This is a genomic window from Orbaceae bacterium lpD01 (assembly GCA_036251705.1).
Taxonomy (GTDB): Bacteria; Pseudomonadota; Gammaproteobacteria; order Enterobacterales; family Orbaceae; genus Utexia; species Utexia brackfieldae.
The window spans coordinates 1,647,813-1,661,619 of the sequence record CP133959.1 but is presented as its reverse complement, the minus strand read 5'-3'; the positions used below and the strand labels follow the sequence as shown (position 1 = coordinate 1,661,619).

14 protein-coding genes are annotated in these 13,807 nt (G+C 44.0%); 5 read left to right on the top strand and 9 right to left on the bottom strand.

What is annotated here, in order from left to right; all coding sequences use genetic code 11:
• Window positions 1-90 precede the first annotated feature (90 nt).
• The 6 genes from RHO15_07465 to RHO15_07440 form a co-directional block, all read right to left on the bottom strand.
• Window positions 91-690 carry a histidine phosphatase family protein gene (locus RHO15_07465; GenBank protein WVD63316.1) on the bottom strand — a complete coding sequence of 200 codons (600 nt, stop codon included), beginning with the start codon at window positions 688-690 and terminating at the stop codon, window positions 91-93.
• A gap of 324 nt (window positions 691-1,014) precedes the next feature.
• Window positions 1,015-1,422, bottom strand: coding sequence for a dual specificity protein phosphatase family protein (locus RHO15_07460; GenBank protein WVD63315.1), 408 nt, complete (start codon window positions 1,420-1,422; stop codon window positions 1,015-1,017).
• A 248-nt stretch (window positions 1,423-1,670) separates the two neighbouring features.
• On the bottom strand, window positions 1,671-2,465 hold the full coding sequence (zupT, locus tag RHO15_07455) for a zinc transporter ZupT (GenBank protein WVD63314.1): 795 nt from the start codon (window positions 2,463-2,465) through the stop codon (window positions 1,671-1,673).
• A gap of 87 nt (window positions 2,466-2,552) precedes the next feature.
• Complete coding sequence (gene yggU, locus RHO15_07450; protein ID WVD63313.1) at window positions 2,553-2,855, bottom strand: DUF167 family protein YggU; 303 nt, start codon at window positions 2,853-2,855, stop codon at window positions 2,553-2,555.
• A gap of 8 nt (window positions 2,856-2,863) precedes the next feature.
• Window positions 2,864-3,418, bottom strand: coding sequence for a YggT family protein (locus tag RHO15_07445; GenBank protein WVD63312.1), 555 nt, complete (start codon window positions 3,416-3,418; stop codon window positions 2,864-2,866).
• Window positions 3,419-3,482: 64 nt separating this feature from the next.
• Window positions 3,483-4,187: a YggS family pyridoxal phosphate-dependent enzyme gene (locus tag RHO15_07440; GenBank protein WVD63311.1), complete on the bottom strand. Its 705-nt coding sequence runs from the start codon at window positions 4,185-4,187 to the stop codon at window positions 3,483-3,485.
• A 20-nt stretch (window positions 4,188-4,207) separates the two neighbouring features.
• Between RHO15_07440 and RHO15_07435 the strand changes: the two genes are divergently transcribed.
• Window positions 4,208-5,167: a PilT/PilU family type 4a pilus ATPase gene (locus RHO15_07435; GenBank protein ID WVD63310.1), complete on the top strand. Its 960-nt coding sequence runs from the start codon at window positions 4,208-4,210 to the stop codon at window positions 5,165-5,167.
• A gap of 51 nt (window positions 5,168-5,218) precedes the next feature.
• Here the strand turns inward: RHO15_07435 and cysK are convergent, their stop codons facing one another.
• Window positions 5,219-6,187, bottom strand: coding sequence for a cysteine synthase A (gene cysK / locus RHO15_07430; protein ID WVD63309.1), 969 nt, complete (start codon window positions 6,185-6,187; stop codon window positions 5,219-5,221).
• A 417-nt stretch (window positions 6,188-6,604) separates the two neighbouring features.
• Between cysK and RHO15_07425 the strand changes: the two genes are divergently transcribed.
• On the top strand, window positions 6,605-7,183 hold the full coding sequence (locus tag RHO15_07425; GenBank protein ID WVD63308.1) for an Ail/Lom family outer membrane beta-barrel protein: 579 nt from the start codon (window positions 6,605-6,607) through the stop codon (window positions 7,181-7,183).
• Between the two features lie 176 nt (window positions 7,184-7,359).
• Here RHO15_07425 and priC read toward each other — a convergent pair whose 3' ends face one another.
• Window positions 7,360-7,908: a primosomal replication protein PriC gene (gene priC, locus RHO15_07420; GenBank protein ID WVD63307.1), complete on the bottom strand. Its 549-nt coding sequence runs from the start codon at window positions 7,906-7,908 to the stop codon at window positions 7,360-7,362.
• Between the two features lie 12 nt (window positions 7,909-7,920).
• Window positions 7,921-8,367, bottom strand: coding sequence for a terminus macrodomain insulation protein YfbV (yfbV, locus tag RHO15_07415; GenBank protein ID WVD63306.1), 447 nt, complete (start codon window positions 8,365-8,367; stop codon window positions 7,921-7,923).
• A gap of 187 nt (window positions 8,368-8,554) precedes the next feature.
• Here yfbV and RHO15_07410 point away from each other — a divergent pair, with 187 nt between their 5' ends.
• The 3 genes from RHO15_07410 (at window position 8,555) to guaA (ending at window position 13,776) form a co-directional block, all read left to right on the top strand.
• Complete coding sequence (locus tag RHO15_07410; protein WVD63305.1) at window positions 8,555-9,757, top strand: acetate kinase; 1,203 nt, start codon at window positions 8,555-8,557, stop codon at window positions 9,755-9,757.
• 66 nt (window positions 9,758-9,823) lie between these two features.
• The gene (gene pta, locus RHO15_07405; GenBank protein ID WVD64984.1) at window positions 9,824-11,944 is read left to right on the top strand and encodes a phosphate acetyltransferase; all 2,121 of its coding nucleotides are present in this window, start codon (window positions 9,824-9,826) and stop codon (window positions 11,942-11,944) included.
• 248 nt (window positions 11,945-12,192) lie between these two features.
• Window positions 12,193-13,776, top strand: a complete 1,584-nt coding sequence (gene guaA, locus RHO15_07400; GenBank protein ID WVD63304.1) for a glutamine-hydrolyzing GMP synthase — start codon at window positions 12,193-12,195, stop codon at window positions 13,774-13,776.
• Window positions 13,777-13,807 lie beyond the last annotated feature (31 nt).

The following is a 13,807-nucleotide window of genomic DNA, read 5'->3' as shown; positions in this document are numbered from 1 at the left end:
AAAGTTTGAAAAGCCTGAATACAAAAAACCGGCGGGAAGGCCGGTTTTTTTATAGGAAATCTATCTATATCGATAAATTAAACGACTCCCTTATCGCTTGGCTACACCACACTGATCAGAGACGTCATTGAGACCTTCCTGGGCCTGTTCAAAGGTGGCTGTGATCTTATCATGGTCATCGCGATCAATATGTACAATGTAGATACTATCAAAATCGCTGCCTTTCCATTTCGGCACGATAGTTGGATCGCCGCCGGCTTGGCTGATAATGCCTTGAACAATTTTGGTCAGATTATTGTGTTCCCAGACTACAAAAATCAGCGCATCACGATAGTTTTTATCGAGTAAAGCGTGCTGCATCTCATCGATCTGTTTGGCGTGATATTCCTGATGAATTGGTTGTGACAGACGAGTGGCCGTTGGCGCAATGGTTTGCACTGCACGTAACGAGCTGCCGAGCTTTTGTTGTTTTGGCGCGGCGGCATAGATTGCATCAGGCTTACCATAACGATTGAGTAGTACCTCAGGCAAGGCTAACGAGCGATTGAGCCCTTTACAGGATAGCTGGCCACTGTCATCGTGTGGCTTCTCGCCATGACGTACAAATACGATAGTTTGATTGGCGTAGACAACCTGGCTCAATCCTAAGCTAATGACTAATAAGCCGACTAAGGGGAATAATTTACGCATGATCTATTGTCCTTTTTATTATTATGCAATCAAATGAAGGTAAATATTGTTGCGTTTTTATAGTATGCTTTTTTTTGAGATAAAGAAAGGCGATATATTGGCTTTATGATTTATTTGGTAAGATTTATCTCTAATTCTTATTGCTTTAATAAATATTAGAAAGACTGGTTATTTAATAGAGATGATTGGATATAAATAATCAATCAATCAATCATAATAAGTTTGGATATAATTTATCAGACAGTCAGCTAGAGATAATAGCTGACTTAATGAGTTTATTGTTAGGATTTCGTTCGCTTATTCATACCGTTCTTCAAAATATATCTAAAGCCACCGGTTTTGGATATATTCTAAATTACCACGCTTAGGTAAGTATTTTTCATAGTAACGCGATGTGAACTCAGCTACTGCATTTTCCCGTTCGATCAAGCTATTTTCCAGTAAATACATCAGCGCAATGGAAGGACTTCTTGACTCACCTTTACTACAATATATAAAAACTTTATCGCCTTTATCTAATGCTTTTTTTATGAAATCAAGAGCTGGGTTAATCATATCATCACTGATATATTCAGGATTATCTCCATCAATCATATTAAAGTAGATAGCATCGTCAGTTTGTTTGAATAGATAATCAGGATTGTCTTTATTACAACTCTTACCTGACCATCCAACAACTGATTGATGACTAACAAATCCTGCAACTCGATTTAGAGCGCATACAATTTTCATACCTTCAATAACAGCATGCTAGTACTCTTCTTTAGTTCCTACATATATGTTCCAATTTCCGATTTGCTGCATTTTAAATGTTCCCTCACTATTTAATTTGGCATTGAAATGAAATTTGATAACGCACTGAAATCAGTTTTAATACATAACTGATTAATTTGATAAATATATTTGTTATGAGTGTGTCTATTTTTATTTAATTATATTTTCGCGTTATATATGTAAAGGCTAACGTGTGTGCAGCCTGATTAAAAATACTGCAATAAAATCAGGCTAAAACCCATCACCGTCATACCAGATAAGATGCCAATACTGGGATTGGTCCGTGGGTCGACCTCTTTAGCCAGCGGAATTAGCTCATCAACGGCCAGTGCCACCATAATACCGGAGACTAACGCCATAATTGAGGCCATCATCGTCGCTGTTACATAGTGACCTAATAGCACAAAGGTGAGTACGCCGCCTAAAATCTCAGACAGGCCGGAAATACTGGCCCAAAATAGCGCTTGCCATTTAGAACCTGTAGCAATATAGATTGGTGCGGCGACGGCCAAACCCTCGGGGATATTATGAATTGCCACCGCGACCGCAATACCAATGCCCAACTCCAGATTGGCACTGGCGGTGACAAAGGTGGCAATGCCTTCCGGAAAGTTGTGAATACTAATCCCCAGCGTCAGCAGGATAGCGGTCCGTTTTATTTTATGTTGATGAGCGTGCTGATACTGTTCAATACAGGCTAAGTCACCTTGTTCACAAGGAATATCCTGCGGATGATAGTGGGGCAGCAAGCGGTCAATCACAAAATAGCCCAATAAACCTAGCATAAACATGATATAGCAGAGGATCGGTGAGATCGACGGCGTGGCCAGCGCGGCCGGCAACATCTCCATCAGCGAGATCAGTAACATAATCCCGGCGGCAAAACCGAGTGAGAATCCCAATAATTTTTCGGAAGGTTTTTTGGTTAAAATCCCTAAAATCGCGCCAATAAAGGTTGAGGCGCCGGCAAGTATGGTCAGTATCAGTGGGGTTGAAATCATGCACAGCATCCTTACGCCGATTAACGGGGAAAAAGTATTTTATGGCAGCACCATCAGTATGACGTGACCCGCTTTAACGTATTGGCATCATTCATCATTGACCGCTAATAAACCGGCAATTACGTCCGGAATGATGACTGGATTTTGTATCGCGACCTGTTTATGCCGACCCAGTTCACCCTTTTCGACACACACCGCGCTTTTGGCAACTTTAAACTGTTTGGCTAAAAATTTGACCAAATGCTGATTCGCCTGACCATCAACCGGTGGGGCGGTGATGGCAATTTTTAGTGCCTGATTATGCTCACCGACAATCTGATCGCGACTGGCTTTCGGCTGAATATACAGCCACAATCTTAACACGCCACTTTCTGGATGATATTCCACCATGGCATTGATTACATCAGCAACCAGATAAAACCAAACAGATCAGTCGCGAGCATATTTAACGCAAACAGGATAAATACTACGACCATAAACGATAAGTCGATATTGCCGAGTGGCGGAATAATACGGCGAATCGACTGAACCAGCGGCTCAGTTAACTGGAAAAGCAGATCTTCAGCCGATGATTGTCCGCGACTTATCCAACTTAAAATGGCTCGTACCAAGAGTAACCAGAAGATCAGATGGCCGATTGCATGTAAAATCGCATAGACGGCAAAAAGCAGATACTGAACATTAAACAACGGCGCTTTCAAGCCATAAGCGCAAATAAACATGACTTTGATGAGGGCAATCACGTAGATCACTAAAAAGGTCGCACTATCAAATTTTTTGAAATAGGGCAAAACTTTTTTGAGCGGCCCGAGAATTGGCTGCGTAATTTTGACAATAAATTGGGTGAACGGATTATAGAAGTTCACGCGTGCGTATTGCATCCATGAACGTAACATAAAAATATACAGACAAATAGTCAATAGGGTATTAATGATGTAAAAAATTGATGCCATTGCGCAGTCCTCTCTCTGAATTGGGGGATTATACCATAAGTGATTTTTATCGTGTCAATCAAATCTAGCGTGGATAATCACGGGCACCAAAAATGGTGCTGCCGATTCTCACTAAAGTGCTGCCAGCAGCTATCGCGCTCGCCATATCGTCACTCATTCCCATCGATAGGGTATCCACATCAGGATAAATCTGTTTAAGCTGACTAAACAGCAACTGCATCTGTTTAAATACCGCTAACTGTTGCGCTGGTGCCGATTCGGGTGCGGGTATCGCCATCAAGCCTCTTAACTTTAGCTGAGGCAGCGGCGCAATTTGCGCGGCCAGTGCAAAGAGCTGCTCGGCCATAATGCCGGATTTGCTCTGTTCCTGGCTAATATTGATTTGAATCAGCACGTTTAATGGTGCTTTGGTTGCCGGTCTCTGGGCACTGAGTCTCTCGGCAATTTTTAACCGATCAACCGTATGAATCCAGTCAAAATGTTCAGCAACCGTGCGGGTTTTATTGGATTGTAATGGACCAATAAAATGCCAGATGAGAGGGACTTGAGTGGACAGTTGCTGAAAATAATCCACTTTGTCGACCCCTTCCTGAACATAGTTCTCACCAAACTGGTACTGACCCGCCGCGATTGCTGCTTCGATTGCGCTCACTGGTTTGGTTTTACTGACTGCAACTAAGGTGATCTGTTTGGGATCGCGCTGGCAATGCTGCGCGGCGGTGACGATTTTTTGGTTGAGCTGAGCTAAATTCTGCGCAATATCAATCATACTATTATTTACCTAAAATCATGATGGAATCGTTAATTGCTGATAGTGTAGCGCAAAAAGCTTCAGATTTACATCTGTGCAGTGGCTGTCAGCCGGTTATTCGGGTGGCCGGCAGATTACAAACCTTATCGACAATCCGCTTACATCATCAGTCGCTTAATGATGATTTATGCGCGTTATTGTCAACAGTGCAGCAGCAGCGATTTAGCGCGGATAAACAGCTCGATCTGGCTTATCAGCATGCCGCTTATGGCCGGATGCGCATTAATCTATTTTTTCAGCAGCGCGGCATTTCGGCGGCGATTCGCTTTATTCGCGAGACCATCCCGACACTGGCCGAGATCAATGCACCGCAGATTGTTTATCATCTGGCAGAAAAAAAACATGGGCTGATTTTAGTGACCGGTGCCACCGGCAGTGGTAAGTCGACCTCATTAGCGGCCTTTATTCAACATATTAATCTGACCCAAGCGCGCCATATTGTCACGCTGGAAGATCCGATTGAGTTTATCTATCAAAATCAGCAGTGTTTGATTCAGCAGCGTGAAATTGGTCACCATACGGTCGGTTTTTTAGCGGCATTAACCGCGCTGCTCAGACAAGATCCCGATATTATCTTAATTGGTGAGTTACGCGATAGGGAGACGATTCAGGTCGCCTTAACGCTGGCCGAAACCGGTCATTTGGTTTTAGCTTCACTACATACCCATAGCGCGATTGCCGCTATTTCTCGCCTGATTGAGGGGGTTGAGAGTGATCGGCGGGCGCTGGTCAGCACCCAGCTCTCCCAATCCTTAGTGGCGGTGCTTTGTCAGCGTTTAGTGCCGCATCCGGCAGGCGGCCGTTATGCCCAGCACGAAGTCCTGATCAACACCGCGGCGGTCAGTCATCTGATTCGTGAAGGTCAGTGGAGTCAACTACGCTCATTAATGCAGACTGGCAAACAGCAGGGCATGCAGCTGATGCCGACAGCGGATTAAAAAAACGGCGACTTCCCATCACCGTTTTTTAGTAGAAGCAGAATAAGGAAATTAAGGTTGCAGCTCTTTATCGGTAAAAATACCATTAAACAGCGCCGTACTCAGATAACGCTCACCAGAAGAGGGTAAGATCACCACAATGGTTTTATTGGCGTTTTCGGGTAACTTAGCCAATTTATCGGCCGCAAAGACCGCCGCGCCAGATGAGATGCCAGCAAGGATCCCTTCTTTTTTCATCAACGCCTGAGCGGTTTCGATAGCCTGATCACCGGTCACTTGTTCAACCCGATCAACCAGGCTTAAATCGAGATTATCGGGAATAAATCCGGCGCCAATGCCTTGAATTTTATGCGGACCTGGTTTTAACGGTTGTCCGGCCAGTTTTTGCGAGATAACCGGCGATTCTGTCGGTTCAACAGCCACCGCTAACAGCGCTTTACCTTTGGTTTTCTTCAAATAACGGCTGACGCCCGTCAGTGTACCGCCGGTGCCGACACCGGCGACAAAAATGTCCAGGTTGCCATCGGTATCTTGCCAGATTTCTGGGCCGGTGGTTTTTTCATGAATTTCCGGATTAGCTGGATTACTAAACTGCTGTAAAAGTAGGTGCTTTTTCGGATCCGCCGCGACAATCTGCTCGGCTTTTTCGATGGCGCCTTTCATACCGGTCGCCGCGTCAGTTAAAACTAAATTGGCACCGAGTATTTTCAGTAATTTACGTCTCTCCAGACTCATGCTTTCCGGCATAGTTAAGGTGAGTTGATAACCCCGCGCCGCCGCAACTGCCGCCAGCGCAATCCCGGTATTACCGCTGGTGGGTTCGACAATCTCGACATCGGGTTTTAACAGACCGCGTTTTTCGGCATCCCAAATCATATTAGAGGCAATGCGACATTTAATACTAAAGCTAGGATTACGGGATTCGACTTTAGCCAGAATATTGCCATTCCCAAAGTGTTTAAGACGAACTAAAGGGGTATAACCGATGGTTTGTGAATTATCATCAAATATTCTACTCATTGCATCCTCTTTTTACGCAGTCATGACATGATGAGAAATATTATAACGGGCTATCAAAAAGATGGTAGTAAATAAAAGTTATATTAATATGTAATTTGGCTATATCGCGCATGCTGATCGCTTTAATCGGCTACTGGTGTCGATTGCACGCGGCTAAGACTGGCTAGCGCGTCTATATCACAACGCAATGTTTTCATTCAATCAATTGTTGATGATCTCACCTCTTTAATATTGGCCATCTTTATCAATATCATCAATGATTTAAATAGCGATAACCTTTAATCCCTAAAATAATTAGTAGCATTATCGACAAAATTCTCTTAATATAGCACTTATTGTTAAAAAATAAGTTAACAATATCACAACAAAAATAACGATAAAAATATAGATGAAGATCTATGCTAAAGGGGAAATAACATGAAAAAAATCGTCTCTCAGTTAATAGTCATCGGTGCTTTAGCCGCCGCGATGCCAGCTTTCGCCAATCATCAGACGCTGACGGCTGGATTTGCACGCAGTAATATGGATGATGTTAATCACATCTCGGGTGTCAATCTCAAATACTACTGGGAACAAGAAGATAGTCCGTTTGGTGTGGTCGGCTCATTTACTTATATGCAGGGAAAAGAGAACAGCACTTTTAAAGCGGCCAATGACATCTTATCTGGCGACGCAAAAGCGCAATATTACGCATTAAGTGTCGGTCCAGCTTATCGTCTTAATGACTATATCAGTGCTTATGGTTTAATTGGTGCAGGTGTTACCCAAGGGAAGGGGGATTATCATTGGTTAAATTATACTTCTTCAGGCTATGAAGATTTAGGTAACTTATCAACTAAAGAAAATCGCGGTTCAGTGGTGTACGGCGTCGGTTTACAAGTTAATCCAATCGACAATCTTGCAGTTGATTTATCCTATGAAGGAACACAAGTAAAAATCAATGGTAAAAACTATAATATCAATGCCTTCGTCGTTGGTGTCGGTTATCGTTTTTAAGCCGGTTTGCATCAAGCCATTGCTTGATTATTGCCGGACAAGCCTGAGTCGCTTTCTCTGCATGGAGGGCGATCAGGGTATAAATCTGGTGTGATATCTTGAGTGTCACTTAAACAAGCCCCGCATCGGGGCTTTTTTGTTTGTTTGCGTGTATGTCGCTACGTTAAAACCAATCGTTAGGTGACGATATCACTGTCCAGTTGTTTCTCTAATTTTAAAATCGCTTGATGACAGCGATATAACCGTCCCTCTAGGGCGGCTAATTTTTGCGTCAGAGGTTGGCGGGTATCGGCCGACGCGCTGCTTAAATCCATCTCAAAGGCCTTTTTCATCGCAATCAAACGGCGCTGATACTCTAAATAGCGGCAGTGCTTATCATAGGGACTCTCTTGATATTGGTTCACGGTGGGACTGCGCAGGTTATCAGTAGCCAGCTCGCGACGGATCGCGGCAATCTGATTGGCTATCTTCTCAGCCAGATAATTCACCTGGGCAATTTGGCCTTTTTCGACTCGCTGCTTTAAAGCGCTGACGTTATCGATTAATTCTTGCTGATGACGCTGTAAATTAGGGGGCTGACCCTGACTGGTCGGCATGGCATTGAACAGCTGTGGATCAAATAAAGGCTCAATCACCTGTTTACTTGGGCTGGCCGCAATCTCAGCGGTGAGTTTATCTACCTGCGTCTGGATGAGGGTTAACAATTGTTGATGTTTATTGATCATGGCACTTGTCCCTTACGCCTCATTATCATCATCGAGATCAAAGTAATCGCCCAGATGCAGCTTGGCTAAATTCATGATGATCACTAGATCCATAAAAGTTGGCATCGTTATCAGGGCTTTTTTACCGATCACCTGATGGGCGACTAAACGCGAGGTCAACTCATTAAACCACCCGAGCAGATTGAGTGGCAGGGGAGTTTGAGCACGTTTACCTAACCAAAAAATGCCCTGAATCGGCAGACTTAAAGCAAAAAATGCTGTGATAAGCGAGAGAATAAGGTTGCTATTTAGATAGTATTGCCAGACAAAAATCAGTACCACAGCTGGGGGCATAAAACGATTGCCAAGCTTAATTAAATCAATGATTTTGGTCTCTGGAAATAGCGGTTTTAAACGGCGATCCTGAGGAAATATTTGCCGATATTTCTGCCCATTTTTGAAGAGTTGAGCGAGATTCATTTTTTGACGATTCCTCGACATTTCAGCTTTATTAGCATAAAATATTTGCCATCCAAATTTAAGGGTATTATTTCATACCTTTATTTAATCACAAAAATATAAGTTTATCATCAGTCTTCTGGTGAGTCTTCATGCATACGAATGACAGTGTGTGCGTTATCTTTTTATTACAAAAATAGGGATCACTATGTCGAGTAATCTAATCCTCGTTCTTAACTGTGGTAGCTCTTCACTAAAATTTGCCATTATTGACCCTGTAACCGGAGATGAGTATATTTCTGGTCTTGCAGAATGTTTTAATCTACCTGATGCACGTCTTAAATGGAAGTTAGACGGTGAAAAATCTGAAGCATCTTTAGGTGCTGGTGCAGCACATAGTGAAGCACTAGATTTTATCGTTAATCGTATTTTCTCAACCAAACCTGAATTGCTAGCCAATATCAAAGCAATCGGTCACCGTATTGTTCACGGTGGTGAAAAATATACCCAGTCTGTTGTGATTGATGACTCTGTATTAAAAGGTATTGAAGAAGCTGCTGCATTTGCACCATTACATAATCCAGCGCACTTAATCGGTATCCGTGAAGCATTCAAAGCCTTCCCACATCTAAAAAATAAAAACGTGGCAGTCTTTGATACGGCTTTCCATACCACAATGCCGAAAGAAGCTTACTTATACGCAATTCCACAGGAACTCTATACTAAGCATGGTATCCGCCGTTATGGTGCACATGGTACCAGCCATTTCTATGTGAGCCGTGAAGCCGCAAAAATGTTAAACAAACCGGTTGATGAACTTAATGTCATTACCTGTCATTTAGGTAATGGTGCGTCGGTAACCGCGATTAAAAATGGTCAGTCCATCGAAACTTCAATGGGCTTAACCCCATTAGAAGGCTTAGTGATGGGTACCCGTAGTGGTGATATCGATCCAGCGATCATGTTTTTCCTTCATGACAACTTAAAAATGTCGGTGGCTGAAATCAATAATCTATTAAATAAAGAATCAGGTCTGTTAGGATTAACTGGCGTCAGCAGCGATTGCCGTTATGTTGAAGATAACTACGGTAAAGTCGACGGTGCAACCAATGCACTTGACGTGTTTGTGCACCGTTTAGTGAAATATATCGGTGGTTACAGCTTGTTATTAGACGGCCACTTAGATGCTATCGTCTTCACCGGTGGTATTGGTGAAAACTCTGAAGGTGTGCGTCGCCGCGTGATGGATCATCTCTCAATCCTTGGTTTTGAGCTTGATCAGGAAAGCAACCTTGCCGCTCGTTTTGGTAAGGCTGGCGCTATCAATAAAGCCGGCTCACGTGCTGCACTGGTTATCCCAACCAATGAAGAACTGGTTATCGCCCAAGATACCGCTCGCTTAACCGCTTAATCGCGTTAATAACCGCCGACATCGGCGGTTTTTTATAAAGAGGAATAAATTGTGTCTCGTACAATTATGCTAATTCCAACCGGTACCAACGTAGGGTTAACCGGTGTCAGTCTTGGTGTTATCCGTGCCATGGAGCGTCAGGGCGTTAAATTAAGCGTGTTTAAACCTGTCGCTCAGCCACGTGCTGGTGGGGATAAACCGGATCAAACTACGTCAATTTTACGGGCTAACTCGACCATCCCAACTGCTGAACCGGTAAAAATGAGTCGTGTTGAGTCACTCATCAGTACTGATCAGCAAGATGTTTTGATGGAAGAGATTGTTGCGCTCTATGAAGGTAGCAAACAAAACGCGGATGTCGTACTGGTTGAAGGCATTGTACCAACCAATACCTATCCGTTTGCTAATCAGTTAAATCTTGAAATTGCGAAAACCTTAGGCGCGGAAATTATCTTTGTGATGTCTCTAGGGACCGATACCAAAGCGCAACTGGCTGAACGTATTGAGATTACCCGTTCTAATTTCGGTGGCAGCAAAAACGAGAAAATCATCGGTGTGATCGTCAATAAAGTGAATGCACCGGTTGATGAACAAGCGCTCGTACATCCTGATATCACTGAAATCTATCATACGCCTAAATTTGATGCCCAAAAAATCACCTTAGATGAGTTACAAAAAGTCAGCCCATTACCGGTATTAGGCTGTATTCCTTGGAATATCGATTTAAGTGCTAGCCGTGCGATTGATATTGCCCAGCATTTAAATGCCAAAATTGTTAATGAAGGCGATATCAAAGCGCGCCGCATCAAACATGTCTCATTCTGTGCGCGTAGCATCCCGAATATGCTCTCTCATTTACAAGCCGATGCCTTACTAGTGACCTCTGCCGATCGCGCTGATGTGTTAGTTTCAGCGGCTTTAGCTGTGATGAATGGCGTGAAGATTGGCGCGATTCTATTAACTGGCGGCTATGAAATTGATCCACGTGTGGCGACCTTATGTAGCCAAGCGTTTGCGACTGGTTTACCGGTCTTTACCGTAGATAGCAATACATGGCAGACCTCAATCAACCTACAAAACTTCAATCTTGAAGTGCCGGTTGATGATAAAGATCGGATTGAAGAAGTGCAAAACTTTGTCGCTGATCATATAGCGTCAAGCTGGTTGAAATCATTGACTGAAGTGGTCAGTACGGTGCGCCGTTTATCACCACCAGCCTTCCGTTATCAGTTAACTGAGCTGGCACGTAAAGCGGGTAAAACCATTGTGTTACCAGAGGGTGATGAACCAAGAACCATTAAAGCGGCAGCGATTTGTGCTGAGCGCGGCATTGCTAAATGTGTGCTATTAGGTAACCCAGATGAAGTGAAACGTGTGGCGTTATCACAAGGTGTTACACTGGGCGCAGGCATCGAAATTATCGATCCGGATCAGGTTCGTGAGAACTATGTTGGTCGTTTAGTTGAACTGCGTAAAAACAAAGGCATGACTGAAGTGATTGCGCGTGAACAGCTGGCAGATAACGTGGTACTTGGTACTATGATGCTTGAGCGTGATGATGTGAATGGCCTGGTCTCAGGTGCGGTACATACGACGGCTAATACCATTCGTCCACCGTTACAGTTAATCAAAACGGCCCCAAACAGTTCACTGGTTTCCTCAGTGTTCTTTATGTTAATGCCGGAGCAAGTGTATGTGTATGGTGACTGTGCTATCAATCCAGATCCAAATGCCCAAGAGCTGGCTGAGATTGCGATTCAGTCAGCTGATACAGCCATTGCCTTTGGTATTGAGCCGCGTGTGGCGATGATCTCTTACTCAACCGGTAACTCTGGTCAGGGTGCCGATGTTGAGAAAGTCAAAGAAGCAACCCGTATTGCTAAAGAGAAACGTCCTGATCTGATGATCGACGGTCCATTACAGTACGATGCCGCGGTGATGCCAGATGTAGCAAAATCGAAAGCACCTAATTCACCAGTGGCGGGTAAAGCTACCGTATTTATCTTCCCTGATTTAAATACCGGTAATACCACCTATAAAGCGGTACAACGTTCAGCGGATCTGGTCTCTATCGGTCCAATGTTACAAGGTATGCGTAAACCAGTGAATGATCTATCGCGTGGTGCGTTGGTTGACGATATTGTCTATACCATTGCCTTAACGGCGATTCAGGCGACCCAGCAGTAATTTTTCGCGGGTAGCATAAATAAGATGAGGTGATATAATATCACCTCATCTTTATTTTTAGGGTATTTACCTATACTGCTTCGTTATCTCTTTCTGGTTATAGGTTTGTGGTTATAGCGACCTGGCTATTGAGACATAAAGCGTGAGGCATTATGATTAAGTATCAAGCACATCTGTAATAAAATCAATAACTTATGTTTTGATGTTTATTTTCAGTTTTCAGCAAATTTATGTTTAGGAAAAAGTTGATGAAAAAAGACATCCACCAGCAGCGTATCCTCATTCTTGATTTTGGCTCACAAGTGGCGCAGCTGATTGCGCGTCGCGTACGTGAAATTGGCGTTTATTGTGAACTTTGGCCGTGGGATGTTTCTGAAGAAAAGATCAAACAGTTTAATCCCCAAGGGATTATCTTATCGGGCAGTCCGGAAAGTACCACCGAAGCCAATAGCCCAAGAGCGCCTGAATATGTGTTTAATGCCGGTGTGCCGGTGCTGGGTATCTGCTACGGTATGCAAACCATGGCGGTGCAGTTAGGTCAGGGCGGTCAGGTAACCGGTTCTAACCAACGTGAGTTTGGCTATGCCAAAGTCGAGATCGTCAACACCTCTACACTGACCGACGGTATTTTTGATAGCCAAAACGCGGCAGGTCATGATGAGCTAGATGTCTGGATGAGCCATGGTGATAAAGTCACCGCGATTCCGCATGACTTTACCGTGATTGGTCGCACCGAAACTTGCCCATTTGCCATTATGGCCAATGAAGCGAAACAGTTTTATGGAGTGCAGTTCCACCCGGAAGTAACCCATACGGCCAAAGGCTTAGAACTATTACAACGCTTTGTGATGGATATCTGTCATTGTGAAAAACTCTGGACACCGTCATCGATTATTCAAGATGCGATTGCCCGCATTAAGCAGCAAGTCGGTCAGGATAAAGTCTTATTAGGCTTATCTGGTGGGGTTGACTCTTCGGTTACCGCGTTACTCCTGCATCAAGCGATTGGCGATCAGCTGACCTGCGTATTTGTTGATCATGGTCTGCTGCGTTTAAATGAAGCGGAGCAGGTGATGGAGATGTTTGGCGATAAATTTGGTCTGAATATCATTGCCGTCAATGCCGAAACCCGTTTTATGCAGGCCCTGCAAGGGGAGGCTGAACCAGAAGCCAAACGTAAAATTATCGGTCGTGAGTTTGTTGCCGTGTTTGATGAACAGGCCACCAAGCTGAAAGACGTCAAATGGTTAGCGCAGGGCACCATCTATCCGGATGTGATTGAATCAGCCGCTTCAGAGACCGGTAAAGCCCATGTGATTAAATCTCACCACAATGTGGGTGGTTTACCCGAAGAGATGAAAATGGGGCTGGTTGAGCCACTGCGTGAGCTATTTAAAGATGAAGTGCGCAAGATTGGTCTTGAGCTCGGCCTACCGTATGAGATGCTTTACCGTCATCCGTTCCCGGGTCCAGGTTTAGGCGTGCGCGTGCTGGGCGAAGTAAAAAAAGCGTACTGTGACTTACTACGTAAAGCCGATGCGATTTTTATTGAAGAGCTTTACAAAGCCGATCTGTACCATAAAGTCAGTCAGGCCTTTACCGTCTTTTTACCAGTACGTTCAGTCGGCGTGATGGGCGATGGCCGTAAATATGATTGGGTGGTATCACTAAGGGCGGTTGAAACCGTCGACTTTATGACGGCACACTGGGCGCATTTGCCGTATGATTTCCTCGGCCGTGTCTCCAATCGAATTATTAATGAAGTCAATGGTATTTCGCGCGTGGTGTATGATATTTCGGGTAAACCACCGGCAACCATTGAGTGGGAATAATCCTCTAATCACCATTAAATTCATTTATATC